General features: G+C 72.2%; 20 protein-coding genes and 1 pseudogene. 16 read left to right on the top strand and 5 right to left on the bottom strand.

All coding sequences use genetic code 11. The annotated features are described in order from the left end of the window. The first annotated feature begins 293 nt into the window (after positions 1-293). The 9 genes from UW392_RS24540 to UW392_RS24500 all read left to right on the top strand — a co-directional run bounded on the left by UW392_RS24540 (position 294) and on the right by UW392_RS24500 (position 8,233). Positions 294-1,271: a nucleoside-diphosphate kinase gene (locus UW392_RS24540; RefSeq protein WP_320777273.1), complete on the top strand. Its 978-nt coding sequence runs from the start codon at positions 294-296 to the stop codon at positions 1,269-1,271. Continuing rightward, positions 1,268-2,275, top strand: coding sequence for a nucleoside-diphosphate kinase (locus tag UW392_RS24535; RefSeq protein ID WP_320777272.1), 1,008 nt, complete (start codon positions 1,268-1,270; stop codon positions 2,273-2,275). The genes UW392_RS24540 and UW392_RS24535 overlap by 4 nt, the downstream gene beginning before the upstream one ends. Before the next feature lie 832 nt (positions 2,276-3,107). Next, positions 3,108-3,548, top strand: coding sequence for a type II toxin-antitoxin system RatA family toxin (locus tag UW392_RS24530; protein ID WP_320777271.1), 441 nt, complete (start codon positions 3,108-3,110; stop codon positions 3,546-3,548). Next, entirely contained in the window at positions 3,545-4,549 is a 1,005-nt protein-coding gene (locus tag UW392_RS24525; protein ID WP_320777270.1) for a DUF6001 family protein, read from the top strand. Before UW392_RS24530 ends, UW392_RS24525 begins: the two co-directional genes overlap by 4 nt. Then, on the top strand, positions 4,546-5,097 hold the full coding sequence (locus UW392_RS24520) for a hypothetical protein (RefSeq protein ID WP_320777269.1): 552 nt from the start codon (positions 4,546-4,548) through the stop codon (positions 5,095-5,097). The genes UW392_RS24525 and UW392_RS24520 overlap by 4 nt, the downstream gene beginning before the upstream one ends. Further along, positions 5,094-5,378 (top strand): acyl carrier protein, encoded by a 285-nt coding sequence (locus UW392_RS24515; RefSeq protein WP_320777268.1) that lies wholly within the window; start codon positions 5,094-5,096, stop codon positions 5,376-5,378. Before UW392_RS24520 ends, UW392_RS24515 begins: the two co-directional genes overlap by 4 nt. After that, complete coding sequence (locus UW392_RS24510) at positions 5,378-6,607, top strand: beta-ketoacyl-[acyl-carrier-protein] synthase family protein (RefSeq protein WP_320777267.1); 1,230 nt, start codon at positions 5,378-5,380, stop codon at positions 6,605-6,607. The genes UW392_RS24515 and UW392_RS24510 overlap by 1 nt, the downstream gene beginning before the upstream one ends. Before the next feature lie 59 nt (positions 6,608-6,666). Then, positions 6,667-7,680, top strand: coding sequence for an SDR family oxidoreductase (locus UW392_RS24505; RefSeq protein WP_320777266.1), 1,014 nt, complete (start codon positions 6,667-6,669; stop codon positions 7,678-7,680). Positions 7,681-7,729: 49 nt separating this feature from the next. After that, positions 7,730-8,233 (top strand): flavin reductase family protein, encoded by a 504-nt coding sequence (locus tag UW392_RS24500; protein ID WP_320777265.1) that lies wholly within the window; start codon positions 7,730-7,732, stop codon positions 8,231-8,233. A 40-nt stretch (positions 8,234-8,273) separates the two neighbouring features. Here UW392_RS24500 and UW392_RS24495 read toward each other — a convergent pair whose 3' ends face one another. The 5 genes and pseudogenes from UW392_RS24495 to UW392_RS24475 all read right to left on the bottom strand — a co-directional run bounded on the left by UW392_RS24495 (position 8,274) and on the right by UW392_RS24475 (position 13,144). Then, positions 8,274-9,059 carry a hypothetical protein gene (locus UW392_RS24495; RefSeq protein WP_320777264.1) on the bottom strand — a complete coding sequence of 262 codons (786 nt, stop codon included), beginning with the start codon at positions 9,057-9,059 and terminating at the stop codon, positions 8,274-8,276. Between the two features lie 112 nt (positions 9,060-9,171). Continuing rightward, positions 9,172-10,227 carry an alkaline phosphatase family protein gene (locus tag UW392_RS24490; protein WP_320777263.1) on the bottom strand — a complete coding sequence of 352 codons (1,056 nt, stop codon included), beginning with the start codon at positions 10,225-10,227 and terminating at the stop codon, positions 9,172-9,174. Positions 10,228-10,306: 79 nt separating this feature from the next. Then, positions 10,307-10,933 carry a transposase gene (locus UW392_RS24485; protein WP_320777262.1) on the bottom strand — a complete coding sequence of 209 codons (627 nt, stop codon included), beginning with the start codon at positions 10,931-10,933 and terminating at the stop codon, positions 10,307-10,309. Between the two features lie 419 nt (positions 10,934-11,352). Next, positions 11,353-11,722: pseudogene (locus tag UW392_RS24480) on the bottom strand (helix-turn-helix domain-containing protein); the annotation flags it as partial. Positions 11,723-12,229: 507 nt separating this feature from the next. Beyond that, a complete protein-coding gene (locus UW392_RS24475) occupies positions 12,230-13,144 on the bottom strand; it encodes an NAD-dependent epimerase (protein WP_320777261.1) in 915 nt (304 codons plus the stop codon). 400 nt (positions 13,145-13,544) lie between these two features. Between UW392_RS24475 and UW392_RS24470 the strand changes: the two genes are divergently transcribed. From UW392_RS24470 to UW392_RS24440, 7 genes are all read left to right on the top strand, one after another. Further along, positions 13,545-14,624: an LLM class flavin-dependent oxidoreductase gene (locus UW392_RS24470; RefSeq protein ID WP_320777260.1), complete on the top strand. Its 1,080-nt coding sequence runs from the start codon at positions 13,545-13,547 to the stop codon at positions 14,622-14,624. Positions 14,625-15,186: 562 nt separating this feature from the next. Then, the gene (locus tag UW392_RS24465; RefSeq protein WP_320777259.1) at positions 15,187-16,257 is read left to right on the top strand and encodes a DUF4190 domain-containing protein; all 1,071 of its coding nucleotides are present in this window, start codon (positions 15,187-15,189) and stop codon (positions 16,255-16,257) included. Between the two features lie 146 nt (positions 16,258-16,403). Beyond that, positions 16,404-17,156 carry a GntR family transcriptional regulator gene (locus UW392_RS24460; protein ID WP_320777258.1) on the top strand — a complete coding sequence of 251 codons (753 nt, stop codon included), beginning with the start codon at positions 16,404-16,406 and terminating at the stop codon, positions 17,154-17,156. Between the two features lie 381 nt (positions 17,157-17,537). Then, the gene (locus UW392_RS24455; protein WP_320777257.1) at positions 17,538-17,732 is read left to right on the top strand and encodes an SPOR domain-containing protein; all 195 of its coding nucleotides are present in this window, start codon (positions 17,538-17,540) and stop codon (positions 17,730-17,732) included. A gap of 130 nt (positions 17,733-17,862) precedes the next feature. Then, on the top strand, positions 17,863-18,279 hold the full coding sequence (locus UW392_RS24450; RefSeq protein ID WP_320777256.1) for a (deoxy)nucleoside triphosphate pyrophosphohydrolase: 417 nt from the start codon (positions 17,863-17,865) through the stop codon (positions 18,277-18,279). Positions 18,280-18,488: 209 nt separating this feature from the next. Next, positions 18,489-18,896, top strand: coding sequence for an ATP-binding protein (locus UW392_RS24445; RefSeq protein WP_320777255.1), 408 nt, complete (start codon positions 18,489-18,491; stop codon positions 18,894-18,896). Positions 18,897-19,155: 259 nt separating this feature from the next. Continuing rightward, positions 19,156-21,912: a SpoIIE family protein phosphatase gene (locus tag UW392_RS24440; protein WP_320777254.1), complete on the top strand. Its 2,757-nt coding sequence runs from the start codon at positions 19,156-19,158 to the stop codon at positions 21,910-21,912. The last annotated feature ends 198 nt before the right edge of the window (positions 21,913-22,110 follow it).

Here is a 22,110-nt window from a genome sequence, read left to right as displayed (position 1 = left end):
CCAGACGCCGTGTTCACCCGTCAAGGGAGGCTGTGGAGCCGTACGCGTCAGTAAGTCTTCGGTGCCTTTACCGAATCTATCCGCATGATTTCTAAACCTGTCCGATCTGTCCGCGAAAACGGCATTCCTGGCCGGCGGGGCAGGCGTTTCCCTCCGAGATCCGTCTCAACTGGTGACCCGGAACGGTGAAATCCACAAATGGTGTCTCACGTGATCCGGAACCGAATGCGGGCCCTGCTAGCATCCTCGGCGGATTGCCGCAGGACAGAACCGCACGGGAAGGCCTCAAGGCGATGGTTGACTGGCCGGCACTGACGCGTAGCCGCACCAAGAGAGAGCTGTACGCTCGCGAGACCTACTTCCGCGAGGGACTGGCCGACGCCGAGGAGGTCGCGGACGGGCAGCTGTCGACCGTGCTGCACGAGGGCGCCCTGCTGGTCGTCAAGCCCGACGGACTGGCCTCCGGCCAGCTGTTACCCGTCCTCGACTACCTGGGCGAGCACGGGTTCACCGTCGCCGGCGCCCGGGACCTCCTCTTCCAGCCGTTCCACTGGCGGGAGTTGTGGCGGTACCAGCTCACCTCGGCCACCCTGGACCGGCTGGCCGTCAACGAGCTGGTGCTCGGTGCCGGACCCGCCCTGCTCCTGCTGCTGCGCGGCGAGCCCGGACACCTGCTGCCGGGCGCCGTACGGCTGTCGACGCTCAAGGGCTCCGCCACCCTGGAGATGCAGAAGCCCGGCACCCTGCGCGCCCTGCTCGGCCAGCCGAACCGCATCCTCAGCTACGTCCACGTCGCCGACGAGCCCGCGGACCTGCTGCGCGAACTCGGCCTGCTCCTCGATCCCGCCGCCCGCCGCGCCCTGCTCGGCAGCCTGGTGAACGGGGCGCCCGCCGCGGAGGACGAGGACACCCTCCGCCGCGCCCGCGAACGCTTCGCCGCCCCCGTCCGGTCCCTGGACCGCGCGGACGCGCTGGAGCGGGTGACCCGTGCGGTGGACGAGGCGGGCCCCGGCCCGGCCGCCGACGCCGCGCGGTACCGGCTGGAGCGCATGGCACGCGACGAGCGGGTCGCCTGGCGGCCCTTCCTCGCGGAACTGGACGCGGCCGGTGCCCGGCCCGACCGCTGGGACCTGGCCGTGCTGGGGACCTACGTCATCGAGTACGACGAGCCCGGGTTCGCCAAAGTGCTGACCAACCCGGACGCCCGGTCGTGGGAGTCGGTCCCGCGCCCGGACACGAGCATCGGCGACCGCCACAGGGAGAACGTATGAGAAGCGCACCCGACAGCCGGACGCCCGACGCCGAGGTGTGGCGCTCCCTGACCGTGTCGGCCACCAAGACCGAACTGTTCGCGGAGGACCTCTACTTCCGCGAGTGCTGGGCCGACGCCCTCGACGTGCTCGGCGCTCCGGACGACGCGCCGACGGCGGGCCGGACCGTGGCCGACGCACTCGCCCCGCTCGGCCTGCTGAGCTTCAAGTGCGACGGCATGGCCGGCCGCCAGGCCGAACGCACCCTGCGCTACCTCGCGGACAACGGCTTCAGCATCGTCGCCAGTGCCCCCATCCGGCACAACCGTCACTCGATGCGCGAGCTGTGGCGCTACAACTGGCACGTCTACACCACCGACCGGCTCGCGCTCATGACCCTCATGCACGGCGTCTCCGACTCGGTGCTGCTCATCGTGCGCGACGACCGGTACGACGCGACGGTGCCCGGCGCGGTGCGGCTGTCCGTCCTCAAGGGCTCGGCCGACCCCGAGGCGCGCGGCCCCGAACACCTGCGGACCCTGCTGGAGCCGCCCAACAAGATCATCAACTTCGTGCATGTGGCCGACGAACCGGCCGACGTCGTCCGCGAGATCGGCATCTTCCTCGACCGGACCGAACGCCGTGCCCTGCTCGCCGAGGTCGGCGCGGCCGACACGGAGGCCGCCGAGCGGCGGGCCCGCGCGGAGGTGGCGCGGCTGGAGGGCCGGACACCGGCGAGCGACTTCGACCTGGAGGCCGCGTTCGAGCGGGTGCAGCCGGCGGTCACACCGGACGCCCTCACCCGTCTCCGCCAGGCCGCCGACAGCGGCATGCTGCTCAGCTGGGACGAGTTGACCGCACTGCTCGATCCGGCGAGTCCGAAGATCGAGGTCTGGGACTTCGTCCGGATCGCCACGGAGGTCCTCGACGCGGACCGCCAGGCCTCCGCGGACCTGTTGCCCCCCAGCTCCGCCGCCGAGTGGCAGGAAGCCGCCGCCCTCCACGGCCGTTCGCCCTCCGCATGAGGTGACGCCCGGCTCCGGCCGGGCGGGCGCCCGCCGCGCGGGGAAGGGGAAGGTCCCGCGCGGCCGTACGACAAGGCGTGGCCCCGGTTTACGGGACACCGTCCGAGCCCCCGTCCGGCGGGCCGGCGCCCGGCGCGATCGCGGAGGGTGCGCACGGGACGGCGCGGGCGGCACCGGCCGAAGGTGACGACGGCCGGCCGCGCACGGCCCGCCCCCGCCGTCCCTCACGGACCCTCCCTCCGGGCCGACCGGTAGGAACGCACGCCGGGTCGAGCCGAACTCCGCGACGCCTCACCGGCGACTTCGCGCCGGTTTGTGGAATCCGTCCCGTAATCCCAGGTCAATTACCAGTAATTACGCAACCCGAAGTGCGGTGAAGTGCGGAGCCCCGTCGGGCGCTCTCCTCGAATGCTGTCCCGTTATTCGTGATTCCTTGCCGCGTCGGTCGTGCCTGGTAGGCTGCCGACAGTCAATAGACTCGGTGAATCAGATGTTTCCCGGGTCGGCCGAAGGACGGTTCGGTATGTTGGTGGATCACGTCGGTGTGGCGCGGCGGCAGTCGTATACGGAATTGCTCGCGGTGACTGCTCGGACCCCGTCGCCCTCCCTCTCCGGGGGCGGTGACGGCGTGGCCGGCTGACGCTGTGCCGCGTCACCGCACGGGATTACCGTCGGCGTATTCGCCGGCCGGTATCCTGAATCCCGCATTTCATACAGGTTCTGGTACGTTGCGTTTCAGTCGTCGAATCACTCGACGCTTTACTCGTGCGTAACCGGGGAAATGCCAAGCCACGGCTGATCGACGGATATGGCCGATGGTGAAAGGAGGGCAATGCCCGTCGTTGAGGAAACCCTCATCATCGGAGCCCATGCCGATGACGCCTGGACAGCGGTCACGGACGTCGAATCGTATCCGGAGACGACCCGGAACGTGCAGTCCGTGCGCGTCGTCTCGGCGGAGAGCGACACCGTACGCCGCACCGCGTGGTCGGTCCTGCTGCGCGGTTCCGTCCTGCAGTGGGTGCAGAACGAGGAGCTGGATCCGGTGAACCGGATCGTGACGTTCCAGCAGGAGAGCGGCGACATGGAGACCTACACGGGTCACTGGACGGTGGTGCCGCTGGACGACGGACGCTGCTCCGTCACGCTCTACGTCGACTTCGAGATCGGCATACCCCTGATGGCCGACATGCTCAACCCCATCGCGGTGACCGCCCTGCGCGAGAGCGCGCACACCATGCTCAGCGGCCTGGAGAAGCGGGTGCCCCGGTGATCGACGAAGCCACCTCCCGCGCGCACGTGGAGGCGTTCCTCGCCCGCCGCGACCGCACCCTGACCGACCTCACCGACCAGGTCGCCGACAGTTTCGGCGCCCCGCTGCTCACCGTCGCCACCGGCTCGGTGCAGCAGGGCTTCGGCAACGACGAGAGCGACGTCGACCTGCTGGTCTTCGTCGACGCCCAGGTCACCAACATCCCCATCTCCTCCCATGTGCTGGGCCTGCCGGTCGACATCAACTACCTGCCGGTGGACTGGGCCGGCTCGGTCGACGACCTGCTCGCCTCACCCGGCTACGACGGCGAACTCGTCACCTTCTCGGACTGGAAGGGCTCCATGCGGCGCTTCAAGCGCCTGGCCAGGCTCGCCTGCGGCCTGCCGCTGGAGGGCACCGAGCACTGGCGGAAGTGGCTGCACGGCCTCGCGGAGCCGGTGACCGACTACGCGATCTCCTGGTGGAGCCGCGAGTCCCTGCGCCTGCGCACCGCCGCCCGCCTCTCGCGCGAGACGAACCCGCGGCTCGCCGCCCAGCGCTACTGCGACGCCGGGCTCAGCGCCCTGGAGGTCGTCGCCGCACGGGCGGGGGAGATCTACTTCGGCGCCAAGTGGATCCAGCCCAAGCTGGAGCGCAGTGCCGCCGAGCGGTACCAGGACACCTACCGGTTCCTGCTCAGCGCGCCCACCCGTGCCGAGGAGGCCCGCAGCTACCACAGCGCCGTCGAGGACCTCCTCGCGGAGCTGCTGCACCCGCTGCCCGAGGACCCGGTCGTCCAGCTCGCCCTCATGCCCGACGTCAAACGTGTGGAGGTGCGCGGCCGGACCCTGTTGCACCGCTGGGGCGCCCAGGGCGTGGAGAGCCGGACCCCGGACTTCGCGGTCCCCGGCGCCGACGGCGTCGTGTGGCGCGGACCGGCCGGCTCCCTCGACGAGGACGCGAGGCTGCTGGGTCGTCAGGGACTGGTGTGGCTTTCGGTAGCGGACGGAGGACGAGCATGAGTGTGCAGGCGGTCGACGACGCGCGCCGGTGGATGGGATACCACAGCATCGGCACCGTCCACCTGCTGATCGACATCCAGGCGGACATCGAGGACTGTGTCGGCGCGGCCCGCGACGGACGCGGCGGCGTCGTCGCCCACTCCGTGCGCTCGCTGGTGCTGCGCTGCCTCGGGGTGCGCTCGCTGGGCGCCGGAGGCGGAGTGCCGGACTTCGACGACCCGCTGACCGACCCGTTCCACGGCTTGCCCGACGAGGTGGTCGAGGAGGGCCTCGGACTGGTCGCCCGGTGCGCCCGGGCCACGACCCAGGAGGAGCTCGACGACGTGACGGCGGACGTGCTGGCCTACGCCCGCGCCTTCGAACGGGACCTCGGTTTCGACGAGCCGCCGCCCTCCATCCGCCGCCCCGAGGGCCTGTATCCCGCGCTGCGGGTCGCACGGGAGATCCTGCCGCTCAACGAGGCGTCCGGCTATCCCCTGGCGCTGCCGAGCGACTGGCTCCCGCAGAAGAACGACAAGGCCGCCGCGGCGGGGAAGGAACAGCGATGAGCTCGGTGGTACGGACGGAGACGGAGATCCTCGAGGTGGTCCGCACAGCCGTCGGCGAGGTCCTCGGCGTCGACCCCGCGACGGTGGGGGCCACGGACGACCTCATCGACACCCACAGCATGGACAGCCTGGAACTGATGGAGATCGGCGTCCGCGTGGAGCGCTCCCTGGGCATCCGCGCCGACGTCGAGCAGGTCCGCGAGATACGCACCCCCGCCGAGTTCGTCGCCTACCTCGTCGCCCGGTCCGAGACGCCCCGTCCCGGCGGGACGGCCGCGTGATGAGCGCCTTACGCCGGGTGGCGGTCACCGGGGTGGGGGCGCTGACCCCCGCGGGCCCGGACGCGCGAGCCGCGTTCGACTCCGTGATGTCCGCGAAGTCCGTCGCCCGGCTCCTGGACGGCCACGCCCTGTCCGCGGCTGACCCGCCGCCCCTGGGCTGCACGGTCACCGCGTTCGACCCCGCGGAGCACTTCGGGCCCCGTGAGCTGCCGGTGCTGGACCGCTCGGCCGTCCTCGGCGTGACCGCCGCGCTGGAGGCCTTCGCCGACAGCGGTCTGGCGGAGGACGGCGTCGGCGACCCGGCGCGCTGCGGGGTCATGGTCGGCGCCAGCGGCATCACCTCCGGAGTCGTCATGTCGGAGCTCCTGCGCGGCCCCGGCACCCCGGACGCGTTCTCGGCGGTCCGGGGCATGCCCAACGGGACCGCGGCCGCCATCAGTGTCCGGCTGAAGCTGCACGGCCCCTCGTCGACGTACTCCACGGCGTGCGCCAGCGGAACCACGGCGCTCGGCGAGGCGATGCGGCAGATCCAGTACGGGCGGCTCGACGTGGCCGTGGCGGGCGGCGCCGACGCACCCCTCGACCCGGTGTCGCTGGCCGCCTTCGGGCGCATCGGTGCGACATCCTCCCGCCGGGACGCGCCGGAGGAGGCGTCCCGCCCGTTCGACGTGGACCGCGACGGCTTCGTCATGGGGGAGGGCGCCGCCTTCCTGATCCTCGAGGACTACGACCGCGCGGTGGCGCGCGGCGCCCGCGTCTACGCCGAGGCGGCCGGCTACGGCGCCAACTGCGACGCGTTCCACCCGGTGATGCCGCGGCGGGACGGCGCGTCCGCGGCGGCCTGCATGACCGAGGCGCTGGCCGACGCCGGGATCGCCCCCGGGGAGATCGGGCACATCAACGCGCACGGGACCTCCACACCGCGCAACGACCAGGCCGAGGCACGTGCCATCGAGGCCGTGTTCGGCGCCGACGCCCCGCCGGTGACCGCCCCCAAGGGAGTGGTCGGGCACATGTTCGGTGCCGCCGGAGCGTTCGAGGCCCTGGTGTCCGTGCTCGGCGTCACGGAGGGAACCGTGCCGCCGGTGGCCAACCACCGCCGCGCGGACGACGGGACGACGCTCGATGTGGTCACCGGTGAGCCCCGTCGCATCGGACCGGCCCCGGTGATCAGCAACTCCTTCGGGTTCGGCGGACACAACACGTCCATCGTGTTCCGGCCCGTCTGACCACCGCCTCCGTACCGGCCCCGCCGCGGGCGGGGCGCCTTCAGCAGGGAGTCACACCTGTGGACATACTCGTCACCGGAGCAGCCGGCGTCGTCGGGGCCGAAGTGTGCGGGCAGCTGCGGGCCGGCGGACACCGCCCGGTCCAGGTGGTCCGCCGTCCCTCCCCCGACCAGGACGTCCTGGCCTGGGACATGGGCCGTGCGGAACCGCCCGAGTCGGTGCGCCGCCACTGGGACGTCATCGTGCACGCCGCCGCCTCCACCCGCTGGACCATGAGCCGCGCGGAGGCGACCGCCTCCAACATCGACCCGCTGCGGGCCGCGCTCGCGCTCGCCGGCCCGGACACCCACGTCGTCCACGTCTCGACCGCGTACGTCGACCACGGCGATGACGTCGGCGCGGGCAGACCGGAGTACGACGGCTACCGCAACGGTTACGAGTGGTCCAAGGCCCGGTGCGAGGCACTGGTGCGGGAGCGGGGCTCGGCCACGACCATCGTCCGGCCGCCCCTGATCCTCGGCCGCCGTTCCGACGGCGGCGTCGCCCGGTTCAGCGGCGCCTACACCCTGCTGCAGACGCTCGTGTCGGGCCTGGCGGCCCTGGTGGTCGGGGAGCCCGAGGGCTACGCCGAGATCGCGCCGGTCGACGAGGTGGCCGAGGTGATCGTGGCGGCCGCGCTCGGTCCCGTACCGGCCGACGTGCCGGTGGAGGTCATCGCCGCGGGGGCGGACTGCCTGAAGCTGGACGAGATGCTCGACATCATCCTCGACGGCATCAACGAGTGGCGGACGGCACGGGGGACGGCTCCCGTGCCCCGGCCACCGATGATGCCGGCCGATCGCTGGCACCGCTTCTGCCTGCCACTGGTGCACGAGTACCTGTCGCCCGTGCAGGCGCAGGCGGTGGAACTGCTCAGCCTCTTCGAGGGGTACACCTCGATGTCCAAGCCGTTCACCCCGACGGTGCCCGTGCGGGACCCGGCCGAGGTACTGCGCCGGTCGGTCGCCCACTGGGTCGCGGCCAAGCCGCAGCTCGCCGGACGTACGCCCGAACCCTGGTCCTTGGTGCCGTGACCCGGCCCTTCCCGCTCGGGCCGCGGCCCCGCGAAGACAGGAGGCAGTGATGCCCGTGGAACCGGCTGCCTTCGCCCGCGCCATGTCCCGGGTGCCGGGTCCGGTGGTGATCGCGACGACGGTGGACGACGACGGCCGGGAGTGGGGGTTCACGGCCACGTCCTTCAGCTCGCTCTCCCTCGAACCGCCGCTGGTGTCACTGTCGTTGGGCACGGCCGCCAGCACGCACGCCGCCTTCGTGGCGGCCGACACCTTCCTCGTCAGTGTCCTCGCGCAGGACCAGGCGGAGGTCGCCCGCCGGTTCGCGCGCTCCGGCACCGACCGGTTCGCCGCGGGCGACATGCACCCCTGCGAGCAGGGGCTGCCCGGACTGCCGGGGGCGGCGGCGCGCATCGTCTGCTCCCTGCAGGGAGTCCTGCCCGGCGGCGACCACAGCATCCTGGTGGGCCGGGTGGAGGAGGCGGCCGTCACGGAGGCCGCCCCCCTGGTCTACTGCGACCGGTCCTTCACCCGTCTGTCGGGCCGGGCAGGCATCCCGCTGCTGTCCGCGTGACGGCCGGGCGCCGGTCCGAACGGGGCCGCGGCACGGGCCCTCAGGAGATCTCGACGTCCATGCTCAGGTCCCGGCAGCGCTGGATGACGAGCTTCACCCAGGCCTGGGGATCGTCGGGGTCGAAGGACCGCATGGTCTCCAAGGCCCAGTAGTCCTCGAAGGACAGGGCCCGGGGCCGGGTCTCGCGGAGCCTGCGGGCCCGCCATTTCGACGTGTGCGAGCCGAAGTCGCCCTCGCTCTCCAGCAGGGCGTCCACGGTGTGGCCGAAGGCCTGCCGGGCGGACAGCACCGCACTGTCGTGGTCCCCCGCGGTCAGCTGGCCACTGGCGTCCTCGATGGAGGAGTCGGCCTGGGCGAGCGAGGAGGTGGTGACGAAGGCGCGGAAGGCGGACTCCTCGACCCGGCGCCGGCACGCCTCGGTCCAGGTGGTACCGCTGAGGGTGAGACAGGTGCTCATCTGCTCCAGGAACAGCTTCTCGGCGTCGGTCAGCACCTTGGACGTGGACGTACCCGCCTCGAACTGCTCCCAGCTCACCTTGTCGATCATCTGTGTCACCTGGGCGTCCAGCCAGTACTTGATCTCCCAGCGGCGCCCGTCCACCTCCAGGGCCACGGCCGGGACACCGCCGGGCCTCAGCGGCATGGAGACGGCGGGCGTGCCCTCGCCCACCCAGGCGGTGGACGAGATGATGTTGAAGTCGTAGTCACTGGTGTTGTTGGACCAGCCGCGGGCGACCGAGCCCACGCAGCACACCGCGAGACAGTCGGTGGGGATGAGCCCGCGACGGTCCATCTCCTCCAGGTAACCGGTCAGGCCCGCACTCATGGTTCCACCTCCTGGGGCGTGTCCGCCCCGACGTTCAGCACGGTCGTCCGGTGCCGATGGGATGCTGTGCAGTGGGCGTGCGGTGTGTGCGCCGAGGACGGGGCGTCCGGCGTCAACGCCACACGGCGAACGGTGTGTCGGTCTCCTCGGCGGCGAAGGACCCGTGGTCGAAGCGGTAGTCGGACTCGGTGAGGAACCGCTCCCCCTCGGCCACGAGCAGGACGTCACCGACGCGGGAGCGGGCGGCGGAGCCGGCCGCGAAGACCTGGTCCGCGGGCAGCACCCGGATGTCGTCGGGCAGCGCCGCACGCAGGCTCGCGGACAGTTCGGCCCGCTGCGCGGGGTGGTCGGGATACAGCCAGCGCATGCGCCCCGCGCCGCCCATCGTGAAGCCGTGGCTTTGGCCCATCCCGTCGAGGAGACCGGCCAGTGCGGGGTCGTGCACCGTGGGCACCAGACCGTGGTCGGCATGGGCCACCACGACGACGCCGCGCCGGGTGAGCGTGTCGGCGAACTCGCCCAGAGCCGTGAGGACCTCGGTGGTGTGCGTGTCGTAACCGTGCCGGTGCACGTGCTGGTCGACCTCGACGTAGCACCAGAGCAGGCAGGGCCCCCGGGTGCCGTGCCGGGCGAGCGTCTCCTCGATCGCGGTGCGGACGCGGGCGCCCACGTCACCGGACGGCCGCGGATGGTAGGTGCCGTGCTCCGTGTAGAAGGAGTGGCCCGGGACGCGGAGCGCGTCCGTGAGCAGGGCGTCGCGCCACGCGGAGCCGTAGTGCTCCATGTCGCCGAGCACCGCCAGGGGGACGCGGCCGTGCCGGGCCGCGTCGGAGAAGACGGTGCCGGCGGCCGCGGTCAGGTCGTCGCCGTGGTAGTCGAGCACGTTGATCAGCCGTGGCCCGCCCGACGGTGCGGTGAAGACGACTCCGGGCACCGCGTGGTCGGCGACGGTGCGGCCGGTCAGGGCGCTGAGCCAGCAGGCGGAGGACGTGGTCGGGGTGACCGCGCGCATCAGCCGCAGGTCACCCGAGGGCCAGCAGGCCCGGGCCACGTCGAAGGTCACGCCGTCCAGCGCGAGCACGACGACGTGCTGTCCCGCGTGCTCGGCCATCAGGCCGTCCAGCAGGCGGCGGAAGTCCGTCACGGACGGCGTCGCGGGTGAGCCCATCGGCCGTCGCCCCCTTTCTCTGCCGGCCGGGTGGCGTGCCCGGCCGTGACGGGTACGGAGCGGCGCGGACCGGAGGCGTTCACCGGTCACGCTCCGCGCTTGCTTGTCCGGGCGGGTCGGCCGGAGGACGGTACGGGCCGAACAGGCGGACGGTGAGGTCGCCCGGCTGGTGCAGCCTGATCCGCGGTTTGAGGCCCTCGCTCCGCCGAGGCGGCTGGGCCGGTCGTTCGGCGGCGGGGAGCGGCTGGGGGCGGTTGAGCCGCTTCTCCGCCAGCGTCCCGATGATGTCGGCCCACTGCCGGGTGTCCGCCGGGGTCCCTGGCGCGCGGGACGCCTTACGGATGTAGGCCCACAGACCGGCCTCGCTCCACTGCGTGAACCGGCGGTGGGTGTTCTGCCACGACACCGTGAAGGTCTTCGGCAGCGCCCGCCAGGGCACTCCGCTGACCAGCACGTACACGATGGCCGCGAACATGGCCTCGTCGTCGGCGCGTTGGGTGCCGCCACCCTGCGGCCGCACCGCGTGCACGGGGAGGTGCGGGCGGGCCAGGGGCCACAGCAGCATCGGAGCGAGCCAGGCGAATCGGCCGACACCCGGTGTCGTCGCCTGCGTCTCCGGTGACGGTGCCGGGGCCTCGCCGCGGTGTGCCGTGCCGGACTCCGCCGCCGGACGCTGCGCGGCGCCCGTCGGGGGATGCCTGGTCATGTGAGCCCCCGCGCGGTCGCGGCTGCGCGGAGGGCCGACGCGGTGGGGTCCGGGGGTGGGGGCGGACGGTCCGGCTCGGCCGGGCGCGGCGTGGGAGAGGCCGTCGTGGGGGGCGCGGACGCGGCGGAGACCCTTCGCGGTCCTCCGTCCGGGCGAGGACGTGCTCGGCTCGGACGCGAATCCTGCTCGACTAACAGCGGAACTCCTCCTTCCGGGGGAAGATGTCGTCCGTGATCACGATCGCCGTACGCGGCGTGGATCGCGGCCGGGACCGGAGGCCGGCGGGGCGCCGGGGCAGGGACCGGTCGCCACCAGGCGGGTGTCGGCGTCGATGACGACCTCGTGGCCGTGGTCGGTCGTGCGGTGCCGATGGTCGGTGCGCGTCGGCGTCGGGTGCCCGTGCGCGGGTGTCAGGGCGCGGTCCGTGAGCAGAACGGTCTGCTTGCGCAGGCGGGCGCGGGGCTGGAGGGCGAGGCGCGGTCCGAGGTGGTCGACTATGCGGTCGGCCGCCGACTTGGAGATGCCGAACAGCGGGGCGAGCCGGCGCAGGGGCAGATCGGTACGCCAGTACGCGGCCACCAGCAGCACACGGTCCTCCAGCGAGAGGCTCCACGGACGGCCCTTGCGTACCGGGTCCGCCCCCTCGTACCGCAGAACGGCGACCAGTTGGGCGAACTGTCTCGGGTGGAGACCGGTGAGCAGGGGGATCCAGGACAGCTTCGACACCCCGGTCGCCCCTGCCTCGGCGGGGCCGACCTCTTCGGGTGGACGCTCGGCGCGCTCCGGCATGCTGCTCTCCCCTGGGACATGGTCGTTGACTGCTCCGTCCTCCCCCGTCTGCCGGTGATGCCTGCGGCGGGGTGTGGCCCCAGCCGGGCGGAGGGGTGGGTCACCGGTGCGGAGACGCGCGGTGGGCGGACGCCGGCCGGCGTCGCGGGAGGGCAGGGCGCTCGCTGTCCCGGCCCTGCGGTCACGGCCTTCTCATCGTCCGGGACGAGCGCGTGCATCCACACGTCGCGACCTTTCTCTGCGCGCGCAACCCAAGGCCTGAGGTGGACAAGCGGTCACTTCTGCCAAGTGAGAGGCGCTCTTACTGATGTTGCTCTCAGCAAGATTTACTCGAACTTGGAACGATGTCTAACAACGCTCGGGCGGGGTGTGACAGCCCCGGACTGTCTCCGGCCCGCCGGCCGCCCCCGAAGGCCGCGGCCGGCGGGCACCGCACGGGCGAGGGCCTCACCGGCGCTCTCCCGCGGGGATGCTCCACGACGGCCGCCCGCCGCCCGCCCCACCGGTTCACCACAGGGTCGAGGCGTCGACCTGCTCACGGATCGCGACGTCGAGATCGGTCGCGGCCAGGCCGAAGGTCCGCGCCGTCAGGGTGCTGTCCAGGCGGAAGGGCCCGTAGAACTTGTAGGAGATCTCGACCGTCTCGCGGGCCATCGGGGAGAACAGCCCCACCGCGCGCAGGCCGGCCCGGGGTATGGCGCGCAGGGGGACGGGCTCGCGCCCCGCGGCCTCCGCGAAGCGTGCGGCCATCTCACGGATGCTGACGTCGGGCGAGGACGGCACGTGCCAGGCGTGGCCCCAGGCCCGGGAGTCACCGGCCAGGGCGACCAGGGTGCGGGCCACGTCCCCCACGTACGTCCACGTGTGGGGCAGGTCCACGTCGGCGGGGAGCCAGGCGGCGCGCCCCCGTGCCAGGGCGGGCAGCAGCCGGTCACCCAGGATGCTGAAGGCGTGCGCGCCGATGTAGTCCGAGCCGCGGACCTCGAAGGTGCGGATGCCCGCGGCCAGGGCGTCCTGCCACATGCGCACGCGCAGGCGCCCCTTGCGGCTGGTCGCGGCCGGCGCGGTGTGCTCGTCCATGCGCCCGTCGGGCCGCGGCCCGTACACGTAGAGGTTCCCGGTGATGGCCAGCACGGCGTCGTGCGCCCGCGCCGCTGCGATCGTCGCGGCGCTCAGCGCGGGCAGCCTCGCCGTCCAGCTGGTGAGCGGCAGGTTCACGCAGTTGTAGAGAACCGTCGCCCCGCGGGTCAGTTCCGTGAGCTGTGCCGCGTCACCGACGTCGCCGCCCCGGCGTTCGATCAGGGGGTGCTCCGGGCCGCCGCCGCTCTCGCTGACGATTCCGACGCGCTGTCCGTCCTCGGCGAGGAGGCGGGCGACGGCGCTGCCCACGGGCCCGGCTCCGATGACGATGTGATCGACCATGACTGGCGCTCCTTGACGTGCAGGGAAATTCCTGGCGATCACCGGCCCCGTGATCTCACAAAGACGAACAGGGGAACAGCTCGAGGCGGCCGACCCGACGGAGAGATTCGACCGGCCTGCGAGCGAGGGGAAATCCCGCGGCGGCGATGCGTAATTCAGGCAGGACACCATATCGGTTCCGCCCTTGCCGGCGAGACCGGGCTGCTGGGCCCCCACACCTCGGGTGTCATGCGCTCCGGCCTGCCACATCCTCGGTGGTTGCACTCTGCATGGAACTCGCCACGTGAGACAAAAACCCACCATCTGCTTTCGAGGTCTCTGCTACGATCCCGAGGGATCAAGACGGCAACATTATGTGAGTGGAATCAGCGACCGTCTCAGTAATTCCGAGGTTCCCGCCATGAAATTCTCCCTGTTCTTCGAAATGCAGTTATCCTCGCCCACCGACGGTAGAGAGCAGGACATCTTCCACGATTCGGTGAAACAGGCGGTTCTCGCCGACCAGCTCGGCTATCACGCGATATGGGCGGTGGAGCACCACGGACTGCGTGAGTACGCGCACAGCTCCGCACCCGAGGTGTTCCTCTCCTTCGTGGCGGCGCGGACCAGTAACGTGCGCATCGGCCACGGCGTCAGTCTCACCACGCACCGCTACAACCATCCGATACGCGTGGCGGAGCGCGTGGCCACCCTGGACATCCTGTCCAACGGCCGCGTCAACTGGGGCTCGGGCAAGAGCGGCACCCGCACCGAGCAGCAGGCGTTCGAGTGCGACATCCCCGCCCTGTCGGACGAGTGGCTGGAAGCCCAGCGGATGATTCCGCGCATGTGGCAGGACGACGTCTTCGAGTGGCGCGGCAAGTTCTTCGACATTCCGCCGACCCAGATCGTGCCCAAGCCCGTGCAGAAGCCGCAGCCGCCGATGTTCGCCGCCTGCAGCACACCGTCGAGTGCGCGGGAGGCGGGCGCCCTCGGCCTGGGCGCCCTCAACTTCTCGGCGGGCACCCAGCAGAAGCTGACCCAGCGCGTGCGGCAGTACCGCGACGCGGTGGCGGGGGCCGATCCCATCGGTGGAAGCGTCACCGACCACTACGCCTGTACGCCGATGAGCCTCGTGCTGGAGGACGACCGCGAGGCCTGTGAGTACGGCTTCAGGGGCGCCCGCTTCTTCTCGCAGTCGCAGATGAAGTACTACGGCAGCGAGGACCGGCCCTTGGGCGACCTGGGTCTGGACACCGGCCCCCTGCCCGAGGAGGAACTCGAACGGGCCATGGCCGCCCGGCACGACCCCGGCGCGCCCCTGACGGACGTCATCGGCAGTCCCGAGGTCTGCCGTCGCCGGGTCGAGCAGTTCCAGCAGGCCGGCGTCGACGAACTGATCCTGGTCATGCAGATGGGGACCGTCCCGCACGACATCGTCATGGAGTCCATCCGTACCTTCGGCGAACAGGTACTCCCGTACTTCGCTGACCACAGCTGATACGGGGTCCGGGCGGTACGCGGGAGCGGAGGTGCCGGTACGTCTGCTTGCCGGTGCCGACCGGATCGACCCTGATGCCGTCGGGGGTGGAGCCGTCGGAGACGGGGACGTCGATCTCGGCGGGCAGTGAGCGGGAGTGGGTCTCGTCGGGAGGACTCGCAGGAGTCGGCGGTGTTCGCGGGTGATGCCGAGGGGGTGGCGTCCGTGCCGGAGTCCGCCCCGCTGTTCCCGGCGCCGGCTCCTCCTCCTTGCGGGTGAGCCCTGCTGGTCGTCGGGGTTCACACGGCGCTCGGGACGTTCAGCCCGCATGGGCGCACGCCTCCCGCCCACGTTCCGACCCTGTTCGTCCCCCGCCTACCATGCGCCCAAGTCGTACGTCAGTTCCCGCTGATGTCCGTGTCTTCGACGAGAGGCGTCGGCACCCGTGGCCATACCCCCGCCCCCAGGGCCCCAGGAACCCCAGGGCCCGTACCCGCCCGCGGGCGCCGAACAGCCGTACCCGTACCACCCCCACCCGTATCCGCATCAGCCCTGGCCGCCGGGGAACGGCACCCCGTACGGCATGCCCCCGCCCGTCAACGGCCTGGCCATCGCCGCGCTCGTGCTCGGTTTCCTGTGCTTCCTGCCGCTCGTCGGACTGGTCCTCGGCGTCATCGCGCTCGCGCAGATCAAGAAGCGGGGTGAGCGCGGCAGGGGCCTGGCGATCGGCGGGATCGCGGTGTCGGCCGTCGGCGCCCTCCTGCTGGCGCTCTTCTTCGCCACGGGCGGCGCCCGCTCCTTCTGGGAGGGCTTCGAGGAGGCGGCGCGCGGCAGCGGCACCACCTTCTCGCTGGAGGTGGGGGAGTGCTTCACCGAGCCGAGCGGCTCACTCGAGGGGTACACGTACGACGTCGACACGGTGCCGTGCAGTGCGGAGCACGACGGTGAGGTCTTCAGCAACGTCACTCTGCCCGACAGGGATTGGCCCGGCGACGACGCGGTCGCCGAGGTCGCCGACGAACGGTGCTACGAGCTGGCGGACACCTATGTCATGGACCGGTGGGCCTGGCCGTCCGACGTCGACGTCTACTACTTCACGCCCACGCGCGAGAGCTGGGAGTTCGGGGACCGCGAGATCACCTGCATGTTCGCCCACGTGGACGTGGAGGGCAGCCTGACGGGCTCGCTGCGCGCCGACGGGACGACGCTGGACGCGGACCAACTGGCGTACCTGGAGGCCGACGCCGTGCTGTACGAGGCCCTGGCGACCGGCCCCTCGACCGAGCAGTTCTCCGTCGAGGGCGCCCTGGAGGATTACAAGGGCTGGGCGTCCCGGATCGACGAGGCCCTCGGCGAGCAGATCGGGATGCTGCGCGGGCACGAGTGGCCCGCGGACGCGGCCGAGCAGGTGGCCGCCCATGTGGAGGCCCTGGAGGACGCCCGCGCGGAGTGGGCCGAGGCGGCCCTGGCCGGCGACGCCGACGCCTTCCACCGGCACTACGACCAGGACAACGCGCTCGTCGAAGGCCCCGCGACGGTCACCGCGCGCAAGGCTCTGGGCCTCGCCACGACACCGCCTGTGTACGAGGACGAGTGGTCCGAAGGCGACGGCGCGGGCGGCGACGGCGCGGACGGGCCCGGCACGGTGGTGTGACGGGAGCCGCGGCGGGGAGAAAGCGCCTGGGTATGCCACCGCCCGCCTTATGTCATCACATCGAGTGATTCCCTGGCCTTTGCTTGCATGGCGGAACCCCGGGTTGCCACGCTGTTGCTGTCTGTACAACCTGATGGGAGCGGCCCGTGACATTCGGTGAGCAGCCGGCGTACCTGCGCGTTGCGGGGGATCTCCGCAAGAAGATCGTCGACGGTTCACTCCCGCCCCGCACCCGGCTCCCGTCACAGGCACGCATCCGCGAGGAGTACGGCGTCTCCGACACGGTCGCGCTGGAGGCGCGCAAGGTGCTCATGGCCGAGGGGCTCGTGGAGGGCCGCTCCGGATCCGGCACGTACGTGCGGGAGCGGCCCGAGCCCCGCCGGGTGGCGCGCTCCGGTTACCGGCCCTCCGGGGGTGCCACGCCCTTCCGGCAGGAGCAGGCCGACGCCTCCGCGCGCGGCACCTGGGAGTCGCGCAGCGAGCAGACCGAGGCGAGCGCGGCCGTCGCCGAGCGGCTGGCCATCCGGCCGGGGGACCGGGTGATGCGCACCGCGTACCTGTTCCGGGACGCCGGCGAGGCGATGATGCTCTCCACGTCGTGGGAGCCGCTCGCCGTGACCGGCCGTACGCCGGTGATGCTGCCCGAGGAAGGGCCGCTCGGCGGGATGGGCGTCGTCGAGCGCATGGCGGCGATCGACGTGGTCGTGGACAACGTCACCGAGGAGGTCGGCGCCCGCCCCGGCCTCGCGGAGGAGCTCCTGGTGCTGGGCGGCGTGCCCGGCCACGTCGTCCTGGTGGTCCGGCGCACCTACTACGCCTCGGGCCGCCCGGTGGAGACGGCGGACGTGGTGATCCCGGCCGATCGTTACCAGGTGTCCTACCACTTGCCGGTGAGATAGCGGGGCGTTCCCGCGGGCGGGGACGGCCCGGAAGGGCCCGGGCGGTGGTGACCGGCGGCATCGCCGCCGTCAAGTGGTCCCAGGGTGCCGGTAGTTGGAATCTGGCCGTTCTCGTGACCGCACCGGGGAGCATGCGGCCCCTGCTCCGTCGCTGCTCCCCGCAGTTCGCCCGCCGCTTGCCGAAGCGCCATGGGGGCGCGAAGGAGGCGGTCGACGGCGCGTTCGATCGGTTGAGCCCTCCGCGGCATGGCCGGTTGCGTACCTCTTCGTGAGAAGCCGTATTCGCTGAGTGAAGGTTAGGCGTACGCTCAGGCATATGCGAGGTGCGGTTTCCTTAGGTGGGGCACGGCGAGGGCCGGGACAGGGAAGTGGAGGGGCGCGATGAACGACAGCACGACCACTCTCCCCTGGCTCGTCGTCAGGCAGGACGACAACGGCAATCGCTACCGCGTGGGCAGGTACGCGACCAGGGCCGAGGCCCAGCGGATCGCGGACAGCCTCGACAAGAGCGGACAGCCCAGGCAGCTCTACTGGGTGGAGAACATCGGGCAGGGCAGGCGGAACGGCGGCAACTGAGCCGCTCGGACCGGCGCCCGGTGTCCGCTGCCCGGTGCGTGGGGTACGCGGCGTCCGGTGCCCGGCTTCCGGCCAGGGCTCCGCCCGGCTCCCGTGAACCACCCCGCCCGGCTCCCGTAGGCTCCCGCGCATGACCGAACCGATCGTGGTGGTGGGAGCCGCCCTGCTGGACGGCGGGCGTCTGCTCGCCGCGCGTCGTAGTGCACCGCCCGAGCTGGCCGGACGCTGGGAGCTCCCCGGCGGCAAGGTCGAGCCCGGGGAGACCCCCGAGCAGGCCCTCGTCAGGGAACTGCGCGAGGAACTCGGTGTCGAGGCGCGGCCAGCCGAGCGCGTGCCCGGCGAGTGGCCCCTGAAGGCCAGCCTCGTCCTGTGGGTGTGGACCGCCCACCTCCTGGCCGGCGAGCCCAGACCGCTCGAGGACCATGACGAGCTGCGCTGGCTCACCCCGGACGAGGTGTGGGACGTCGACTGGCTGGAGCAGGACGTACCGGCCGTCATGGAGACGGTACGGCTGGCCTGGGGGAGGGAGGGCTCGCAGGCGCGCTGAGCGGGGCCGGGGGTCTCGGTCCTCGTCCGCACGCGCTGTCCGTGCCTCCGCGCCCCCTCGGCCGACGCGAGGCACGAGGACCGTCGCACGTGCTCCTTGTACGCCGTTCGTGCCACAGTGCGCTCGCGTGCGCGGTACTCGGAAGCCGATATCGGGTATGTGGCAATTAACCCCGTTAAACCGGACATCCTCCGCTGCTGGCCCGGGAAGTGATCGGCGTGATCGACACCGAAGGCGACTGCGTCACCTGGACGTTCCCGGCCGAACCCGGCGCCGTCCGCTCCGCCCGCCACGCGGTACGGAACCGGCTGGGCGCCTGGGGCCTGGGATCGGTCGCCGATGTCGCCGCCCTGCTGGTGAGTGAACTCGTGACCAATTCGCTGCGGCACGCGACCGGACCCATCGGTGTGCGCCTCGTCCGTCCCGCGGGTCCCCTGGGTGTCGTTCTGGTCGAGGTCTCCGATCCGCTGCGGGACCCGCCCCGCGAGCGTACGGCGAGCTCCGACGACGAGAGCGGCCGCGGTCTGCTGCTCCTGGCCCGCTCCTCGCGGGCCTGGGGGACCCGGCCGGAAGCGGCCGGCAAGACCGTGTGGTTCGAGCTGGCCGTGCCCGGCTGAAGCACGGTGGGTGACGGGGAGGCTCCCCGGGGCGCACACCGAGCGTCGGATTCCGGCCAGCGGTGTCGTCGGAGGTGTTTGGTTGGAGGGGGCACCACCTGGTTAGAAGACTGGGAGTATGGCCCGACGGGTCCAAAAACCATCGGGACCGTGCTGTGATCGTGAACACCGTGTCATGCGGCGCCGTAGTGCTGGATACTGCGGGCAGCCGCCCCCGGTGACCGAAGCCGGACGCGGTGAGCTGGAGGGGACGGTTCGCGTGAGCGAGATACCAGCGAAGGCCACGGAGTCGGATGACCCGTCGGACGGCGCGGAGACCGGCGCGGCCGGTGGCGCCGTCGCGGGCGAACCGCCGCGCGGCGGCACACGCGACAGAGGGGGCCGTGCGGCGGCCCACGCGTCTGATGACACGAGCCACGGCGCGGGGCGCGGCCTGCCCGCGGTGAGCGGTGTCACGGCCGATGCCGACGGCATGTCCGGCGAGGCGTCCGGTGAGTCCCTCTGGCAGACCAGCCCGCCCGGCAACATGTACGACTACATAAGGGTCGCCTCGTTCTCGATCGGCCCCGACGGGCTCGTCGACCAGTGGAGCCTGCGCGCCGAACAGATATTCGGCATCCCTGCCGAGCGCGCCGTCGGCATGGACCCGATCGCGGCCTTCGTCACGCCCGATCTGCACGACCGCGGCCAGCGCAAGATGGCCGAAATTCTCGACGGCCGCGAGTGGACCGGAGTCATCCCGTTCCGGACGCCCGGGCCCGCGGAGACCGAGGGTCTCGCCGAGGTCTATGTGATGCCCACCACCACGGACGACGGCGAACGGGCCGCCGTCTGCATCGTGGTCGACGTGCGCACCCTCCGCCGGATCGAGACCGACCTCGCCGCCTCGCAGGCGATTTTCGGCCAATCGCCCTTCGGCTTCCTGCTGATCGACAAGGACCTGCGCGTCCGGCGCGCCAACGAGCGCTTCGCCTCCACCTTCGGCGGCACCCCCGACGACCACCGCGGGCGCGGCGTCCGCGACTACCTGACCTCGCCGGAGGCCGAACGCGTCACCGCGACCCTGCGCCGGGTCCTGGAGACCGGCGAGTCGATCACCGACATGCACATCACGGGCTTCGTGCCCGGTTCCGACGAGCGCCGGCACTGGTCCATCAACCTCTACCGCGTGCACAGCGGCACCGGCCGTCCCATCGGCGTCGCCTGGCTCGGCACCGACGTCACGGAACGCCGCACCGCCGCGCGTGAGGCCGCCGCCGCCCGGCGCAACCTCGCCCTGCTCAACGAGGCCGGCGCCCGGATAGGCAACTCCCTCGACCTGGAGACCACCGCCCGCGAACTCCTCGACGTGGTCGTCCCCGGCTTCTGTGACCTTGCCAGCGTGGACCTGTACCAGGCGCTCCTGGTCGGCGACGAGACCCCGCCCGGCCTCGCCGACGGGAGCGCCGAGCTGCGCCGGGTCGCCTTCGCCTCCGCCGTCTCCGACGCGCCCTTCGTCGGCGGCCCGGCGCCCGTCCCCGTCGGCGCGGTCCACCACTACCCCTTCAACTCCCCGTGCGCGGACGCCCTGCGGGCCGCCCGCCCCCAGCACGTTCCCGCCGAGGACGGCCAGCTCGTCCAGTCCTCGCTCGCCGTCCCGATGGTCGCCCACGACACGGTGGTGGGCCTCGTCCAGTTCTCCCGTACGAAGGGCAGCGAGCCGTTCGGCCAGCGGGACCGCGAGCTCGCGATGGAGCTGGCCGCGCGCGCGGCGGTCTGCATCGACAACGCCCGGCTGTACCGCCGCGAGCACCAGCGGGCGCTGATCCTGCAGCGCTCCCTGCTGCCGCCGGGCGACCCCGTGGCGTCCGGCCTGGACATCGCCTGCCGCTACCTGCCCGGCAACGCGGCCACCGAGGTCGGCGGCGACTGGTTCGACGTCATCGAGCTCCCCGGGCACCGCACGGCACTGGTCGTCGGCGACGTGATGGGCCGCGGACTGCGCGCCGCGGTCGCCATGGGCGAACTGCGCACCGCCGTCCGCACCCTGGCCCTGCTCGACCTCGAGCCCGCCGAGGTGCTCTCGGCGCTGGACGAGATCGCGCGCGGCCTCGGTTCGCCCGGGGCCCCCTCCCAGGGGTTCGGCCCCGGCTCCCCGGGAGGCGTCCGGCAGGCCTCCCGCACGGCCGGCCGGCCCCGGGACGCCGACCTCTCCGAGGTGTACCTCGCCACCTGTGTGTACGCGGTGTACGACTCGGTGACCCGCCGCTGCACCTTCGCCAACGCCGGCCACCTGCCGCCCGTGCTGGTCGAGCCCGGCGAGCAGGCGCTGATGCTGGACGTCCCCCCGGGCATGCCGCTCGGCGTCGGCGGGGAGCCCTTCGAGGAGGTCGAGGTCGAGCTGCCCGAGGGCGCCCTGCTCGCGCTCTACACGGACGGGCTCGTCGAATCCCGGGACCATCCGCTGGACGAGGGCCTGCAGGCGTTCGTCGGGGCGCTCACCGATCCCTCCCTCCCGCTGGAGGATGTCTGCGACCAGGTCCTCAACACCCTCGACACGCACCACGGCGAGGACGACATCGCCCTGCTGATGGCACGTGTCCAGGGGCTGCCGGCCGAGTCGGTGGGCGACTGGACCCTGCCCCGTGAGCCGCGCAGCGTCGGCCGCGCCCGGGAGTACACCCGCGGGCAGCTGCTGTCGTGGGACCTCGAACCCTTGGTGGACACCACGGAGTTGCTGGTCAGTGAGCTGGTCACCAATGCCCTCCGGTACGGGGAGGGCGAGATCCGGCTGCGGCTGCTGCTGGACCGGACGCTGGTGTGCGAGGTGTGGGACGCGGGTCTGGTGCAGCCGCGCCGCCGCCGCGCCCGGGACACCGACGAGGGCGGCCGCGGGCTGCAACTGGTCGGCCTGCTCTCCGCGGCCTGGGGATCGCGGCGGACGCCACGCGGCAAGACGGTCTGGTTCGAACTCCCGCTCCCGGACGGGGGCACGGGCCTGACGGACCCGGCGGAGGCGTTGCTCAGCCTGTTCTGAACGGACGCCGGCCAAGGCGCGGAATCCCGGGGAGAGTGAAGCTCACGGCCGCCCGGCGGCCGCCCTCCGCCCCCGCGTCGCGGGCCCGCCGTAGCAGGCGGGCCCGCCCGGTCCGTCCCCGTCACCGCCCTCGCCACCGGGTGCGCCGGTGAGGAGGACGCCGCCCAGCAGAGCGGCGCCCGGTCCGTCCTCGGGCGC

The organism is Streptomyces sp. CRN 30, from assembly GCF_034105845.1.
Note: the sequence above shows the minus strand (reverse complement) of the source record. Positions and strands in the feature narration are given on the sequence as shown.